Source organism: Desulfobotulus pelophilus (genome assembly GCF_026155325.1).
In the GTDB taxonomy this organism is placed as follows: domain Bacteria; phylum Desulfobacterota; class Desulfobacteria; order Desulfobacterales; family ASO4-4; genus Desulfobotulus; species Desulfobotulus pelophilus.
In genome coordinates, this window is the sequence record NZ_JAPFPW010000003.1 from 1 (window position 1) to 14035 (window position 14035).

Sequence of the window (14035 nt, forward strand, 5' to 3'; positions counted from 1 at the left end):
AGATCAGACAGTATAGGAATGAGGTATTTATCATGCGTAAACAGCGGAAAAACTACACAGCCCAAGAGAAGGTTTTCATCCTTATACGGTTCCCGGTTGATCGGGTCGAAGTTTCTGACCTGTGCGATGAGTACAACCTTCACCCTACGGTTTTTTACCGGAGGCAGAAAGAATTTTTTGAAAAGGGCTCAGCCGCTTTCGAGTAAGACCGCGCCAGCCAAAAAAGGCTGAACAAAAACGCATTGAGGAGCTTGAAGCCAAGCTGCGGGTTAAGAACGACGTACCCTCCAAGCTGATGGGAGAACACGTTCAGTTAAAAAAGGAGCGTGTGCTCCGTAGCCGGGTTACTGCGCCGCTGGAACGGCAAGGCGTCCAGGAAAGGAGACGGGGTTCGTGCAGCCACTACAGCCCCATGAGCACTGGCATATTGACGTTTCTCACAGCATCTGTGTGGTACCTTCTACTATCGTGCAGCCTTCTGGACGGCTTCAGCCGCTATATCGTTCATTGGGAGCTGCGTGAAACCATGACCGAAAAGGACGTGGAAATCATCCTGCAAAGAGTCGGGAGAAGCTCCCCGAAGCGACCCCCAGGATCATTTCCAACGGCCCGCAGTTCACTTTAAAGAGTTCATCCGGGTGGCTGGCATGGCCATGTTCGGACTTCGCCCTTTTATCCAGAAAGCATCGGCAAGCTGGAGTGTTACCACAAAACGATTAAGATGGAGTGTATTCGTACCAAAGTGGCACTATCACTCGAGGAGGCCAGAATCCAGATCGCCGACTACATACGCTACTGTACTGACGAGAGGTTGCACAGCGGTATCGACTACCCTGCCCCAAAGACGAAACTGGAAGGCTTGTAAAAACAGATTTTTACAGAACGAGACAAGAAACTCGAAGCGGCCAGGAAGGACCGAAAGCAAAAATGCCTGGAAGAGAAACGCCGCCCCGCCCATCAGATTCCGGAAACAGGGGGACTTTTTACTCGCTAACTCAACAGGGGCAACCCTCCAGTTTCAGCTGAAGCAAAACAATTTTAATGGCGGCTATATTTGGGTATCAGTTAAGAAGGCTGACAATATATTCTTTGTATTAATCAAGCTTTTTGAATCTTTACGGCTTGTTAAGGCGGCTGCTGACGGCTGCTTCATCCCTTCGGAGATATTTACGAGCCGTATTACGGGAAATACCAGTTTTTTTGCCTGTTTGCCTGTTTGCCTGTTTGCCTGTTTGCCTGTTTGCCTGATGGATAAGCAGTTACCATTATCATGCAGTATTTTTATCTTATGAATCACAACCCACTCCTTCGTCTCCGGCTTAGTTTAAAAGCCTGAGAGCTTATAGAATTTGAGCAATAAAAAATACCTTCCGCTGTGCTTTAGGGTTGGTCAAGGCTATTGACCGCTAGTAAGTCATTTACCATGGACATGCATCATGGGAGTATAAGTATTCGCTTTTGCACTGTTTTTATAGAAGAATCTATCCAGTACTTTAAAACTGCTTTATACCAGATTCCGGATGAGACGAACCTGCTCGTTAAGGCGTTTAGCAGATATGGGACCTGAGGCTCCTACTTCCTGGGCAAATACGGACACCTTAAATTCTTCGAGCATCCAGTAAAAGTTTTCAACCGCCCTCTTTTTTTCTTCTGAAACATGGGGACTTAACTCAGACAGGATATCTCGGAGTGTTTTTTCCCATAAAAGGATTTCTTTGGCTTTTCTGGCGTCACGTATAAAGTCCTCCGTGGCTCTTCTGGCTCGGACCTCCATGGCTTTCAGATAGCGTGGAAAGTGAAAAAGCCGGTCCGGCGGATAGAGCAGGATAAAGTTTTCCGGTACCAGACGTTTCAGCTCTTTTTCCATCATGTCCATAAATTCCCCGGTTTTAGCTCCCCCTTTGTTTTTCAGGGAAGAAAAACTATCGGTTGTTTCATGGAAAGCAGACAAGACAGGATTCACCACTTTCATGAGTTTGATACCGGAAGGAACAAGTTCTTTTTTGGCTTTGTCAAGAGCTTTATGGAATGCTTCCGGGGAGCGGATATTCCGTTCAAGCAGGGGGGAGCAAACGGCTTCCTTCAATCGGCTGTGAAAAATATCTTTCCCACCGAAATGCAAGAGCTTTTTTTGAAACAACGGTGGGGGTTCAAGGACTTTTCCGAGCTGGGCAAGATCCGTTTTCAGTTCCTTTGTCAGGAAAAATGCCATTGCTTTAGCGTGATGAGAGCGGGCTTCCGCCATGGAAAGATAGAGTTTGCGTTCGATGCATTCATTTTCTGTGCAGGTAAATGCTGAAAAGGCAAGTTCTCCGGAAGATGCGGATGCCGGTACGGGAATGCTTTCCGGCATATTCGTGAGGTCTGAAAGGGTTACGTTCTTCTTTTCCCATGTCTTGCAAAGGTCTGCAAAGGCTTTGTCTTTTTTTATTTCATGGATGCTTTCCCTGAGAACTCCTGGATCTCTTGACATGGTGAGGATTTCGCCTTTGCTGTCTGTGAGACAGAGGCGTAGACGGAGATGGGGTGGTAGTACCTTTTCGCTGAAGCGGGAGGGAGCGACGTCCACATTATGGCGTTCGTAAAGAAACCGGCTTAAGGCCATGGCAAGGGGTTTGCCCTCCGGTTTCAAAACATGAGCTATATCCTTGGCTGTTTCTGGGAGAGGAACAAGGCGTTTACGGATAATTTTAGGAAGACTTTTAAGCATAGCTTCTATTTTTTCTGCAAACAGGCCGGGCACCAGCCACTCCAGTGAGTGGGGATCAACTTCAAGGCTTTGGTTGACGGGAATATGGACACTGATGCCATCGGTTTCTTCTCCGGGATTAAAGCGATAGGTGCAGGGGAAGCCGTCTTTTTTGCCAAGGGGTAGTTTTTCGGGAAAAAGGGAGAGTTTGTTTTTTTCTTCATGCTGCAAAAGGACGTCACTTTCCTGCATGCGAAGAAACAGGTCATCTCCTTTTTCACGAATCTGGTGGAGCAAGGTTCGGATATCAAAGGTGTTTTGGATTCTGTGTGCGTAGAAATCGTATAGGGCATCCTCTCCTGCAAAAAGGTCCCGTCTCCGAAGGCGGTCTTCCATTGCGAGCACATCGGAAATCACTTTTTGGTTGTGGGCGAGAAAAGGAGGGATCTGCTTGAGCTCTCCCTGTACAAGGGCGCTGTGAATAAAAATCCGGGTAGCTGTTGCAGGGTCCTGATGACCAAAGGGTACCGACTCCCTGTCCCCGAGTATCAGCCCGTACAGGCTTCTTCTTCGAAAAGCCATAACAGCGCCTCTGTTTTTTTCCCAGTGTGGTTCATAAACGGTCTCATTGATAAGATCTCCTGCGACGTCCACTACCCATGAAGGCTCTATGGAGGCAAGGCAGCGGGCATATAACCTGGAAGTCTCTACCAGCTCAGCGGCGACAATCCACCCCGAGACCTGGTTGAAAAGGCCGGATCCCGGGAAAATCATCACTTCCTTATTTTTGGGAGCCAGCATGATATTTTTATCCTTATGTCTGGCAATGGTAGACAGATGGCCTGTCAGAATTGCCTTGTGAATGGCCTCATACCTGGGGCTGAAAGTACCGCTGCTTTTTTCGTCATTGAAAGGTATACTGGTGGTCGAAATGTCTGTTTCGTCTAGCATTTCAAGGATTTGAAAGCACAGGTCCCGCCATTCGCGCATGCGCTTGAAGGAAAGGTAGTAACGTTGGGTGAATTTTTTCAGCCCTGCGATGCCAAAGCTACCCTTGCTTTCTTTGATGAACTGTTTCCAGATGTTGAGCAGGGTAATAAAATCAGACAGAGAATCCACAAAAGGTTTCTGTGCCTGAAGGGCTTGCTGTTTTTTATCTTCGGGTCTTTCCCTGGGATCCACTGCAGTAATGCCTGCGGCTATAATGGTTATATCCTCGACGCACCCAAGATGTTCCGCAGCAACCAGCATACGGGCAATTCTTGGATCCAGAGGAATGGAGGCCATTCGTTCTCCCACAGGAGTCAGTACAAAGGGCGCGCTTTCTTTCTCTGATGGTCTGCCAGGGCGTATGGCTCCCAGTTCCATGAGGACATCATAGCCATCCTTGATAAGACGGTCTGCCGGTCTGTCTACAAAGGGAAAATCCCTGATGTCACCAAGACGCAGAGCTGTCATTTTCAGAAGAACGTCTGCAAGATTGGCCCTGAGAATTTCGGGAGTGGTAAAGCGCTCTCTGGCCTCGTAGGATTCTTCGGAATAAAGGCGTACGCAGATACCGTTTGCCACACGGCCACATCGACCTTTTCTCTGGTCTGCGCTGGACCTGGATATGGGGACAATGGGAAGGCTGGTACTGCGAGTGCCCGGCATGTACCGGGGTACCCTGGCTACCCCCGTATCCACAACATAGCGGATACCGGGAATGGTGAGTGACGTTTCCGCAACATTGGTTGCCACAACGATCTTTCGTCCCGAAGCAGGTTGAAAAACACGGCGCTGTTCGCTTCCGCTCAAACGGGCATAAAGGGGCAGAATAGCGTTTTTCTTATTGTTTTTGCTCTGCAGCAGATCGCAGGCCTCACGGATATCCTGCTCTGTGGGTAAAAAAACCAGAATATCACCGAAAGGATCTTTGGATGCGAGGTCACTAACCGCCTCTGCTGCCTGTTCCGCCAATGAAGGGCCTTTTTCGTCCTCCTCAGGCTGGGGCTGATAGCGGACTTCAACGGGATACATACGACCGGAAACGGTAATGATAGGGGCGCTGTCAAAGGCCTGAGAGAATTTTTGTGTATCAATGGTGGCGGAGGTGATGATGATTTTTAAGTCTTTTCGCTTATCCTTTAAGCGGATGAGAAAGCCCAGAAGAAAATCGATGTTGAGGCTGCGTTCATGGGCTTCATCAATGATAAGAGTGTCGTACTGGTTTAGGAATGGGTCCGAAAGGGTTTCAGACAGAAGCATACCATCGGTCATTAACTTGATTGCCGTATGGTCGCCGGTCTGATCCTTGAACCGGACCTTGTAGCCAACGCTTTCTCCTAATGCTGTGTTCAGTTCTTCGGCAACACGTTCGGCCACGCTTATGGCTGCAATTCGGCGCGGTTGTGTGCAGCCAATACGGCCATGGCGGCCCCTGCCTGCTGCAAGGCAGAGCTTGGGGAGCTGTGTGGTTTTTCCTGAACCTGTCTCGCCTTCTATGATGATAACGTTATTACTTTCAATGGCTTTGATGATGGCTTCTTTATGGGCTGTAATAGGAAGATGCTCATCAAACTGAGGTACCGGAAGTCTCTGTAATCTGTCTTCAAAACGTTTTCTGGCAGTAAGGAGAATTTTTTCAAGCGCATGAATTTGCTGCTCCTGTTTTTCAGGCGGGAGACTGAAAAGGCTTTTCCTGAATCTGCGGATTCTTTTCCGGATGAGTATGCGGTCTGTAATGAGGGTGTCTGTACTGGCCTTGTGGATGCGGTGCAGTTTTTTTTCGAATGGGCTCATAACGGAAGCTTGCTTATGCATTGACAATGGGAATACCGCTTGTGTAGGTTAAGGTATAGAATATGTTGAAAAGAAAAAAGCGTCCCATACCCCAGTTTAGGGAAGGAACAGGATTCAGACAGTCTAGTATAGGGGCATTTCGAAAACCAGCCTTTTTTCCCCGCAGTCTGGATTCCGAGGTAATACCAGACGGTAGAGAAGGGGAGGCGCTGTCCGGGAGATAAGGATCCAAGTGCTCTTTCGGAAACGACTGCGAGCTCAGGCCTGAAGGAACCCATGCCGGGGCAGCTGACCTTTCCACGACATACTGTAATGGCGGCAATGGAAATGCCATTTTTTAAAAAGCTCCTTGGTTTTCAGCGCTTATTTTTTATTCCGGCCATTTTCAGAATGGCATGGAAGTGAGTGGCTGAAGCCGGTAATACGGAAAGACGGTTTCCCCTTTTAAGGAGAATCATGTCCTGAAACAGGGGGTTTTTTTTCAGGTCTCTGAGATATACTGGGTAGGTAAAGATCTCTTTTAGCTGAATATCCACTTGGAACCATATGGGTTTTTCCGGTATGCTTTTGGGGTCGTGATAAGCCGAGTCCGGATTCCATGCACTGGTATCCGGATAGGCTTCACGGACAACAGAGCAAAGTCCTACAATGGCAGGTTCTTTGATACTGCTGTGATAATAGAGAATGGCGTCCCCTTTGTTCATGCCATCTTTGAGGTAGTTGCGGGCCTGATAATTACGGACGCCGTCCCATCCCTCGGTCTGGTCAGGACGGGAAGCCAGATCTTCAATGGAAAAAACCGAAGGTTCGGATTTCAGGATCCAATAGTTCTGAGCCATGGGCACTCCGTAAAAGCGGCAGCTGCCCCAAGGGTGCTGCCGCAGGATAAATCAGCAGATACGGGCACAGATGGCATTACCCATGTCGGCGGTAGTAACGATTTTTGAAGGGTCTTTTCCAATGTCAGCGGTGCAGATTCCGTCTTCAAGGGTTTGGGTAACGGCATTTTCAATGGCATCAGCGGCTTCGCCAAGATTCAGGCTGAAACGGAGCATCATGGCAGCAGAAAGAATCTGGGCAATGGGGTTGGCAATGCCTTTTCCCGCAATGTCCGGTGCGGAGCCGCCGGCAGGCTCATAAAGGCCGAATTTGTCTTCGTTCAGGCTGGCAGAAGCAAGAAGCCCCATGGACCCGGTGATCATGGCGCACTCATCGGAAAGAATATCGCCGAACATATTGCCACAGAGCAGCACGTCAAACTGGTGAGGATCCTTTACGAGCTGCATGGCAGCATTATCCACATAAATGTGGGTGAGGGCCACATCGGGATATTCTCTGGAGATTTCCGTAACGACTTCACGCCAGAGAACCATGGTGGTGAGAACGTTGGCTTTATCCACGCTGGCAACACGGCCTTTGCGTTTACGGGCAAAATCAAAGGCCATACGGGCAATGCGCTCTATTTCATAGCGGGTGTAAACCATAGTGTCATAGGCTTTTTCTTCAGGGCCAGAGCCTTCTCTTCCTTTGGGCTGTCCAAAGTAGATATCACCGGTCAGCTCCCTTACGCAGAGAATATCAAACCCGTCTTTGACAATCTCCGGGTGAAGTGGGCTGGCTGAAGCAAGGGAAGGAAAAATTTTGGCCGGCCTGAGGTTACAATAAAGACCAAAATGTTTGCGCAGGGGTAGCAGTGCTGCTCTTTCCGGTTGCTGGGCTGGGGGCAGATGTTCCCATTTGGGTCCGCCAACGGAACCAAAAAGAACGGCGTCAGCCCATTGGCAGGTTTCAAGGGTGGAGGCGGGCAGGGCTTCGCCGTGGTTATCGATGGCGGCACCTCCCACATCGGCATGCCGGTATTCCAGGGAGAAGCCAAAGCGTTTCTGAACAGTGTCCAGAACTTTTATGGTTTCGTGCATCACCTCGGGTCCTATGCCGTCTCCGGCAAGGATAGCAATTTTTTTCAAAGGGTCTCTCCTTATGCTAGGCAGTGTGAAGCAGTGAAGACAGCACAGATCGTAAATCTGGCCCTCTTATTATCAGAATGCCAGTTTAATGCCAAGATTTTCCCTGCCTGAATATGGTGGGGCATCCTATGCTGTTTTTAGAAAACTGCGTTTGACGTATGTCGGGATCCTCTTTTTGAAAGGAGGGCTTCAGATATGAATGATGAAGGTGAAAAAGGGTGTAAGGCGGGCAATGATAGTACCTTGGCAGGTGTAACTCAGCGGCTGATACGGCATATATTGGGGCTGTCTTTTGAGGAGCGTCGGAGGCTTTTGGCTCACCTGGAGGCTGTTGAAGGGGTTCCGCTGAAAGACCAGAGAAAATCTCCCCGCATACTCTATTCCGCAGAGGTAGATTTTCTGGTGGATGACAGGCCTTTCAGGGGGATGATTCTGGATATCTCCGAAGAGGGAGCGCGGATTGCTGCCTGCGATATTCCGCCTGCTGGAGCGGAAGTCCGTATGGCTTTTCCACTTCCCGGCCGTGAGCATACCTATGTCCGCATGACCGGGATTGTTGTTCGTGATGCAGATATGGATTTTGGAGTTTCTTTCAGCAAAGGTCTTAACCCCAATCTTAAGCGTTATGACCTGAAGATTCTGGGTTCTTCGTCCCTGAAGAAGGATTTGTAGTTTTTTGGGGGTTGAAGTCCTGCTCATTGTGGGGGCCGGGCGGAAGTTGAACGGAAGGTTTTGTTGACACCTTTAGTTTTTTGATTGCAGGAGGAAGAAGTTCCGGGCGCTGATGTATTCGGGAGGGAGGACTGACTACTTCTCCTTCTTTGTTAATGACGGTGTCGTCTTCGAGAATGACAAGTCCCAGGCGTTTGACGACTTCGTTTTTGTAGTGATGGCGGAAATCAATGGCTTTTTTCTGCAGTTTGTAATTGAGTACCATCCACAGCACAGCAAAAAGAGTGCCCACAAAGAGAAAAACTCCCATGGATATCAGGAGATACTGGGCTGATTTTTCACCAAAACGGGCAATAAAAGTAAATATATCTTCAATTTTATAGACAATACCAGCTCCGAGGCCGAGAAGGACAAGGATAAAAAGGAAAGGGAGCTGGCGGGCGGTTCTCAGGAAGGCCTGGATGCGCAGAGTTGTTTTTCCGGCATCAGGATCTCCGGTAAAAGTTTCTTCATCGTAAAGTGGATTTTGGCCGTATAGATATTTGTTGAAGCCGACAACAAATATGCCAAGGAGGAAGGTAATGGCAACAGGAATGATAAAGGCTGCAAAAAAATAGGATTTCCATGGAAAAGACCGGGTCTCGGGTCCCAGCTGACCAATAAAGGAAACAAAAAAAATAACGGCTTCCACGATGCAGATGAAAATAAGGTAGTTCTTGAGGAAGTGTTTGATTTCCACCTGACTGAAAAGGGAGGCAATGCCTCTGTGCTCAGGGCTTTGGGGGGCATTCATGTGTTTTTCTCCGTCAGAATCATTTTTTCTCCCCTGCTCGGTTACGGACAGGCACAATTTGAACCTGAAATTTTAGCCCCAGGTTTCAAGGAATTCAATCTTTAAATTGCAAAAAGAATTGACAGGGCTGTCTGGAGGCTTTTTTCAGGGTTTATGTTTTCGTTGAACGGTGTGGGCAGGGCGAGGTAGTTGGTCAATTTTTATAAAGGAGGAAGGGGCACGAGTTTTTTTCGGATGGTATGCCGTGCCGAATGCAGGAACATGGTCGACAGGGCTTAAGGCCAAACGAAAGACCAGAAAAAACAGGGGCCTCTTATGGGTACCTAGGATACCTTTGCAGGCTGACAGTTTTTTAGATGTCTTGCATGTGTTTTTCTGGAATCAAATAAGGAAACCAGATTAAGTTGGTTTCCTTATTTGATCTTTTGTTTAGTGGTTTATATGAAAGTTACTATCCTGTGGAAGAATATGGTTTCTTCGGTCTGTGTCGTTGAAAATGAGGTAAAAAATTTTAACTATGTGGCGTAGGCAGAGACTGGCAATCTCTGTTTTTTTATGGCTCCTTAGTGTTTTTTTAGGCTTTTATATTTTTCTGTCTATGGACTGAAGGGGACAGCATGAAGGCAAGAGGCAAACTTATAGCAGCCAAGGTTGCATATCTTAAAAGAGGTTTTCATTTCGATGGCGGGAATCTGTATTTTAACGTCAAGGAATCCGGTAGATGATCATGGATATTTCGGTATGAACGTGCCGGGTATCGGCGGGATCTGGGCCTGGCCTTTCCCGTATGTTTTCCTGAAGCAGACGGGGGAGAAGGGCACAACGGAGGAAGAATGATTACCGGTGGCCTGAGCCCGGTACTGGAAGAATGTCCATTGATTCCGGACCACGTATCTGAGGCATGCCTTGCCCATACTTCGGGCGATAAGGTTCGGGATGCTTAGGCCAGGACCGATCTTCTGGAAAGAGGGCCAGATGATTTGAGCGGTGAAGGAACGGTCGGGTAATTTTTGTTTACCCGGCCCCCTTTCCATTTGTCCGGAATATTTTGTAAAGAATCAGACTTTTTTTAGATAATTTTCATTGCATCGCAAACAGCCTTGGTTACAAACCAAGTCCCTTCATTTTTGGATAAGGCTTTTACGGTGTGATTTTGAAAGGTGAAATCAGTGATGGGCAGATGCTGTGTCATGAATGCCTCCTTATATATAGAATTAAGGTATCCGCCGTCCTTGTGCGAAAAGAGAGGCGGAGCTGTATGGTCGCACTACCGGACACAAGGCAGACCGGCCTTCTGAAGAGGCCCATACAGCTTTTCTCCTCATCACTTTCCATTGCCCCATAACCTGAAATATGCTATCCCTCCCCCGTTTTGGGAATCTTGATAAACCCGATACAAAAATAAAAGGAGGCCCCATGGCCAGACGTAAAAAGCCGAAGATCACGCTGGTGATTGAAGTGGATCATTCAAAGATCCGAAAACCCATCAGCCCGCCGACCCAGACCCACAAAGACAAAAAGAGTTACAATCGGAACATGAAGCACAAAAAGCGGTTCCCCGAATGGGGGCCGCTTTTTTATGCTTGAATATTCACCGCCAGCCAGCCTTTCCTCTCTGATTCAAATCCTTTAATTCCGTGTTCAGGATATTTTTCACGGAATCTACGTCCAGACCTGCATTGTGGGCGATCATGTCTTCGGTTGACCCTGCCTGCTGGTACTCCCACCATTGTACGAGGGGTGGCGTAGCTGCCTTATTTCCGTCCCATGATCAAGCCTTCCTGAATTCTTTTTTCTTTTATATCCTGCACCAGCATGACCGCATCCTCCTGTTCAGTGACTTCCTGTAAGAGCGCATTCTTTCCATCATCGCTGATGTCGGTGTACGTTTCAAGAAAAAGCCACATATTTTTCAAACGTGGCAAGGGAAGTCAGCTGATACAGCCCCACCCATGCCTCGCGGATAAGCCGGCTGCCTTCTCCGGCCTGTAGTGCATCTTGGGTAGAAGATTTTTCATTACAGGATTGAGAACTGCATAATAATTCTGGGCCTGATAGTCAAAAAGCCGGACAAGCTGATGTTCAAAATGCCGGAAAATCCGGTCTCCCATACGGCCTTCCAGTTTCCCTGTCACGTCTTTTCTCCATTTTTCCCTGAGGGTGAACAGCACCGTGGGAACCACAGGCCTTTGGGGTGGCCTTCCATGATGTCCGTGGCATAGTGGAGCAGGCGGTAAGGTTAAAAACAAGGGAGGAAATGGCGGCTTAATGGATTCTGCCAGCCTTGATATCAAGCAAGGGTGGCAGAGGTGTACGGGTTGACATCCCGGCGCATCCGGAGAAGCCCACGAACAGCCCCGTCATAAGTGTATGCGATGGCGCAAAAAATGCGTCTGCATTTTCTTGGAAACTTGTGTCTTCTCGGGATGTGAAGCCCGGCTGCGGATGGGGATGGGGAGGGAATTATCGGAAATACTTGTGGGGCTTGTCAGAGTAGGATGGGTGGGGTAGGAAAAGGATCGTATATTATTGGTGCAGCAGGGGCTGCATAATTCCCTGTTCTGCATATTATACGGCGTGATCCGCGCTCTTCGCACAGGCCATCACGTGGATTCAGCAGACAAATCCTCCGGCTTTGCGGCTGATCCGCCGCCTGGTATTTTTTATAAGTAGTGAATCACGAGAGGTGTGTTGCGTGGATACAACGGCTTATCTCGAACGTATTAATTATGTCGGGTCGCTTTTGCCAACTGCAGATACACTACGAAAGCTGCATGTGGCGCATTTGCTCACCGTACCCTTTGAAAACCTGAGTATTCACTGGGGGGAACCAATCGTCCTTGATGACGAAGCTCTTTTCGAAAAGGTGGTTATGAGAAGGCGTGGCGGCTTCTGCTACGAGTTGAATGGGTTATTCGCTTCTTTGCTGCGTGCTTTAGGGTTCGATGTCGTGATGCTTGCGGCTCGTGTCATGAATAATCGCGGAGAGTTCGGGCCTGAGTTCGACCACATGGCCTTGATGGTCACACTCGCGGAACGGTGGATTGCAGACGTTGGCTTTGGCGATTCATTCCGTGAGCCTCTGAGGCTGGCTGACCGGCGGGAACAGAAGCAGGGGCAGCGAGCTTACCGTATCGGGGAAGATAATGGTGGCCGTCTGATTCTGACCGAACGCAAGGAGAGTGGTGAGTGGAAGCGGCAATATGGCTTTAGCTGTGAGTCGCGCGTTTATAGTGATTATGCGGAGATGTGTCACCATCATCAGACCTCACCGGAGTCACACTTTACGCAGCAACGTATCTGCTCCTTAGCCACAGAGGAAGGCCGTTTGACTTTAAGTGGAATGCGGTTGATTATTACGCAAGATGGCGAACGGCAGGAACAAGAATTGGTGAAGGAGGAGGAATGCGACGAGGTACTTCGTACCCACTTTGGCATCGGAACCTCACGGAAACAGGGGGGACAGCCGACCGGAGAAGAAAAGAAGTCCGGCCTCTTTTAACGGAATCGATAAGATAGGAGATGATATATGGATGTCAGTTTACTGGGTATTTTCACTACGGTGGCATTAGCCCATTTTCTTGCGTTGTTAAGCCCGGGGCCGGATTTTGTCTTGGTTGTAAAAAGTGCCGTCAGGAATAATGGGAAAAATGCCGTGGGTATAGCAATGGGAATAGCTTCAGCGAATGCCATATACATTGGCCTGTGTCTGATAGGAGTAGGAGCAATTTTAGCGGCTTCCGTTCCTGTGATGATAGTACTGAAAATTGTTGGCGGGCTTTTTCTGATGTATCTGGCTATCCAGGCCATCAGGGCTCGGAAAAGTTCATACAGTAGTTTTGAATCAGGCATCTCACCTTTTTCCGCTTCGGATAAAACCACATTTTTCAAAGAGTTTTTTATTGGTTTTATGTCAGGTATGCTGAACCCTAAAAATCTTTTATTTTACCTAAGCTTATTTACTGTAGTGCTTACAAGCGAAGTTGGTTTTACTTTTAAGCTTGCCCTGGGCGTTTGGATGACGGCGGTTGTATTTTTCTGGGATGTGGCCATTATCTTTTTCCTCTCAAAACGCCAAATAAGAAGTAAATTCACTAAGGTCGTGTATTATGTGGATAAGGTTACGGGGGCCATACTGGGAGTTATTGGCTTTACCATCGTGAAGTCAGCTTTGATAAGACAGTAAAATATAACAAATTCAGTCAAGGAGTGTTCCTGTTGTCGGGCCTGTGCTCCAAGCGCTGGCCGCATGAAAGAACCAATGGAAACACTCGAAGAAAAGATAGCCCGTGTGGTGAAAGAGAACGCGGCCCTTGACCATGCCCTTGTTGGCAGGAGAGGTTACATTTGATTTCTTGTTTGCCCGAGGGCCTGTCTGGAAGAATCGAGCACTTTGGCCGTACTGCTGTCGCTGGGTTCCCGGCAAAACCCATGGTTGATATTCTGGTAGAAGTGGTGGGTCTTGATGAGACCAAACAGCGCAAGGTCCCTATTCTGGAGGCTCAGGGTGTAACTGTTTTTGGAGACCGTCTTGGGGGAATGACACACCGTCGTTCTGCTGCTGGTTTATGAAACGCGATAATGATGGGGACAGAACCCATCATATCCCTATGGTCGAGGCCCATTTCTGGCATTGGAACAGACTCCTGTTCCTGGACTATCTGAACGAGCATCCAGATGTTGTCTTTAAATATAGTAATATTGAGCTTTTTTGCCACTCATCAGAACGACCGCGTGGCGTACACGCAAGCAAAGGGCGATTTTGTCAGACGGGTTACAGGAAAAGCATTGCCGTGGAAAGGTCAACGAGGGCATTAAGGGCCATGTCCAAAAGTCGCCGTGTTTTATGTCCGTTGTTATATAAAAGGAAGATATGCCACTGCTGATCCGGGAAGTTCCGGTAACGGATGCTCCGTAGTTGTTATTGTCGGCCGATCTTTCGAGGGAAAAGATTCTTTCATATCTTTCAGGGTCAAGAAGCTTCCTTGTGTCGGTCAAAGGGGGGGTTGTGGGTGCATGCCATATTGCCAGCCACCAGCGGCTGGCAATATGGCATCGTAGTTTGCCGGAAAAAAGTGTCCGTTCCCTTTTTCTTGTATAAAAAGGAACCTGATTGATGAAACACTTGTTTTT

The 14035-nt window shown here is 48.3% G+C and carries 12 protein-coding genes and 1 pseudogene; 6 read left to right on the forward strand and 7 right to left on the reverse strand.

What is annotated here, in order from left to right:
- Nucleotides 1-667 precede the first annotated feature (667 nt).
- A pseudogene (locus tag OOT00_RS16350) lies at nt 668-865 on the forward strand (integrase core domain-containing protein); the annotation flags it as partial.
- 183 nt (nt 866-1048) lie between these two features.
- On the opposite strand, the gene OOT00_RS03715 reads toward OOT00_RS16350, so the two are convergent.
- The 4 genes from OOT00_RS03715 to leuB form a co-directional block, all read right to left on the reverse strand.
- Nucleotides 1049-1297, reverse strand: a complete 249-nt coding sequence (locus OOT00_RS03715; protein ID WP_265423950.1) for a hypothetical protein — start codon at nt 1295-1297, stop codon at nt 1049-1051.
- A 207-nt stretch (nt 1298-1504) separates the two neighbouring features.
- Complete coding sequence (gene hrpA / locus OOT00_RS03720) at nt 1505-5470, reverse strand: ATP-dependent RNA helicase HrpA (RefSeq protein ID WP_265423951.1); 3966 nt, start codon at nt 5468-5470, stop codon at nt 1505-1507.
- Nucleotides 5471-5826: 356 nt separating this feature from the next.
- Entirely contained in the window at nt 5827-6309 is a 483-nt protein-coding gene (locus OOT00_RS03725) for an EVE domain-containing protein (RefSeq protein ID WP_265423952.1), read from the reverse strand.
- 51 nt (nt 6310-6360) lie between these two features.
- A complete protein-coding gene (leuB, locus tag OOT00_RS03730; protein ID WP_265423953.1) occupies nt 6361-7437 on the reverse strand; it encodes a 3-isopropylmalate dehydrogenase in 1077 nt (358 codons plus the stop codon).
- A 195-nt stretch (nt 7438-7632) separates the two neighbouring features.
- On the opposite strand from leuB, the gene OOT00_RS03735 reads away from it, so the two are divergent.
- Nucleotides 7633-8109 carry a PilZ domain-containing protein gene (locus OOT00_RS03735; protein ID WP_265423954.1) on the forward strand — a complete coding sequence of 159 codons (477 nt, stop codon included), beginning with the start codon at nt 7633-7635 and terminating at the stop codon, nt 8107-8109.
- Here OOT00_RS03735 and OOT00_RS03740 read toward each other — a convergent pair.
- Nucleotides 8054-8902 (reverse strand): superantigen-like protein SSL4, encoded by an 849-nt coding sequence (locus OOT00_RS03740; RefSeq protein ID WP_265423955.1) that lies wholly within the window; start codon nt 8900-8902, stop codon nt 8054-8056. The two genes, OOT00_RS03735 and OOT00_RS03740, sit on opposite strands and share 56 nt — an antisense overlap.
- Nucleotides 8903-9971: 1069 nt before the next feature.
- Nucleotides 9972-10094: a BRO-N domain-containing protein gene (locus tag OOT00_RS03745; protein ID WP_265423956.1), complete on the reverse strand. Its 123-nt coding sequence runs from the start codon at nt 10092-10094 to the stop codon at nt 9972-9974.
- Between the two features lie 224 nt (nt 10095-10318).
- On the opposite strand from OOT00_RS03745, the gene OOT00_RS03750 reads away from it, so the two are divergent.
- Nucleotides 10319-10489: a hypothetical protein gene (locus OOT00_RS03750; RefSeq protein WP_265423957.1), complete on the forward strand. Its 171-nt coding sequence runs from the start codon at nt 10319-10321 to the stop codon at nt 10487-10489.
- A 344-nt stretch (nt 10490-10833) separates the two neighbouring features.
- On the opposite strand, the gene OOT00_RS03755 is transcribed toward OOT00_RS03750, so the two are convergent.
- The gene (locus OOT00_RS03755) at nt 10834-11037 is read right to left on the reverse strand and encodes a hypothetical protein (RefSeq protein WP_265423958.1); all 204 of its coding nucleotides are present in this window, start codon (nt 11035-11037) and stop codon (nt 10834-10836) included.
- Nucleotides 11038-11597: 560 nt separating this feature from the next.
- Here OOT00_RS03755 and OOT00_RS03760 point away from each other — a divergent pair.
- From OOT00_RS03760 to OOT00_RS03770, 3 genes are all read left to right on the forward strand, one after another.
- The gene (locus tag OOT00_RS03760) at nt 11598-12404 is read left to right on the forward strand and encodes an arylamine N-acetyltransferase family protein (protein WP_265423959.1); all 807 of its coding nucleotides are present in this window, start codon (nt 11598-11600) and stop codon (nt 12402-12404) included.
- A 27-nt stretch (nt 12405-12431) separates the two neighbouring features.
- Nucleotides 12432-13088 carry a LysE family translocator gene (locus OOT00_RS03765; RefSeq protein WP_265423960.1) on the forward strand — a complete coding sequence of 219 codons (657 nt, stop codon included), beginning with the start codon at nt 12432-12434 and terminating at the stop codon, nt 13086-13088.
- Between the two features lie 173 nt (nt 13089-13261).
- Nucleotides 13262-13474 carry a GrpB family protein gene (locus tag OOT00_RS03770; protein WP_265424157.1) on the forward strand — a complete coding sequence of 71 codons (213 nt, stop codon included), beginning with the start codon at nt 13262-13264 and terminating at the stop codon, nt 13472-13474.
- Nucleotides 13475-14035: the final 561 nt, after the last annotated feature.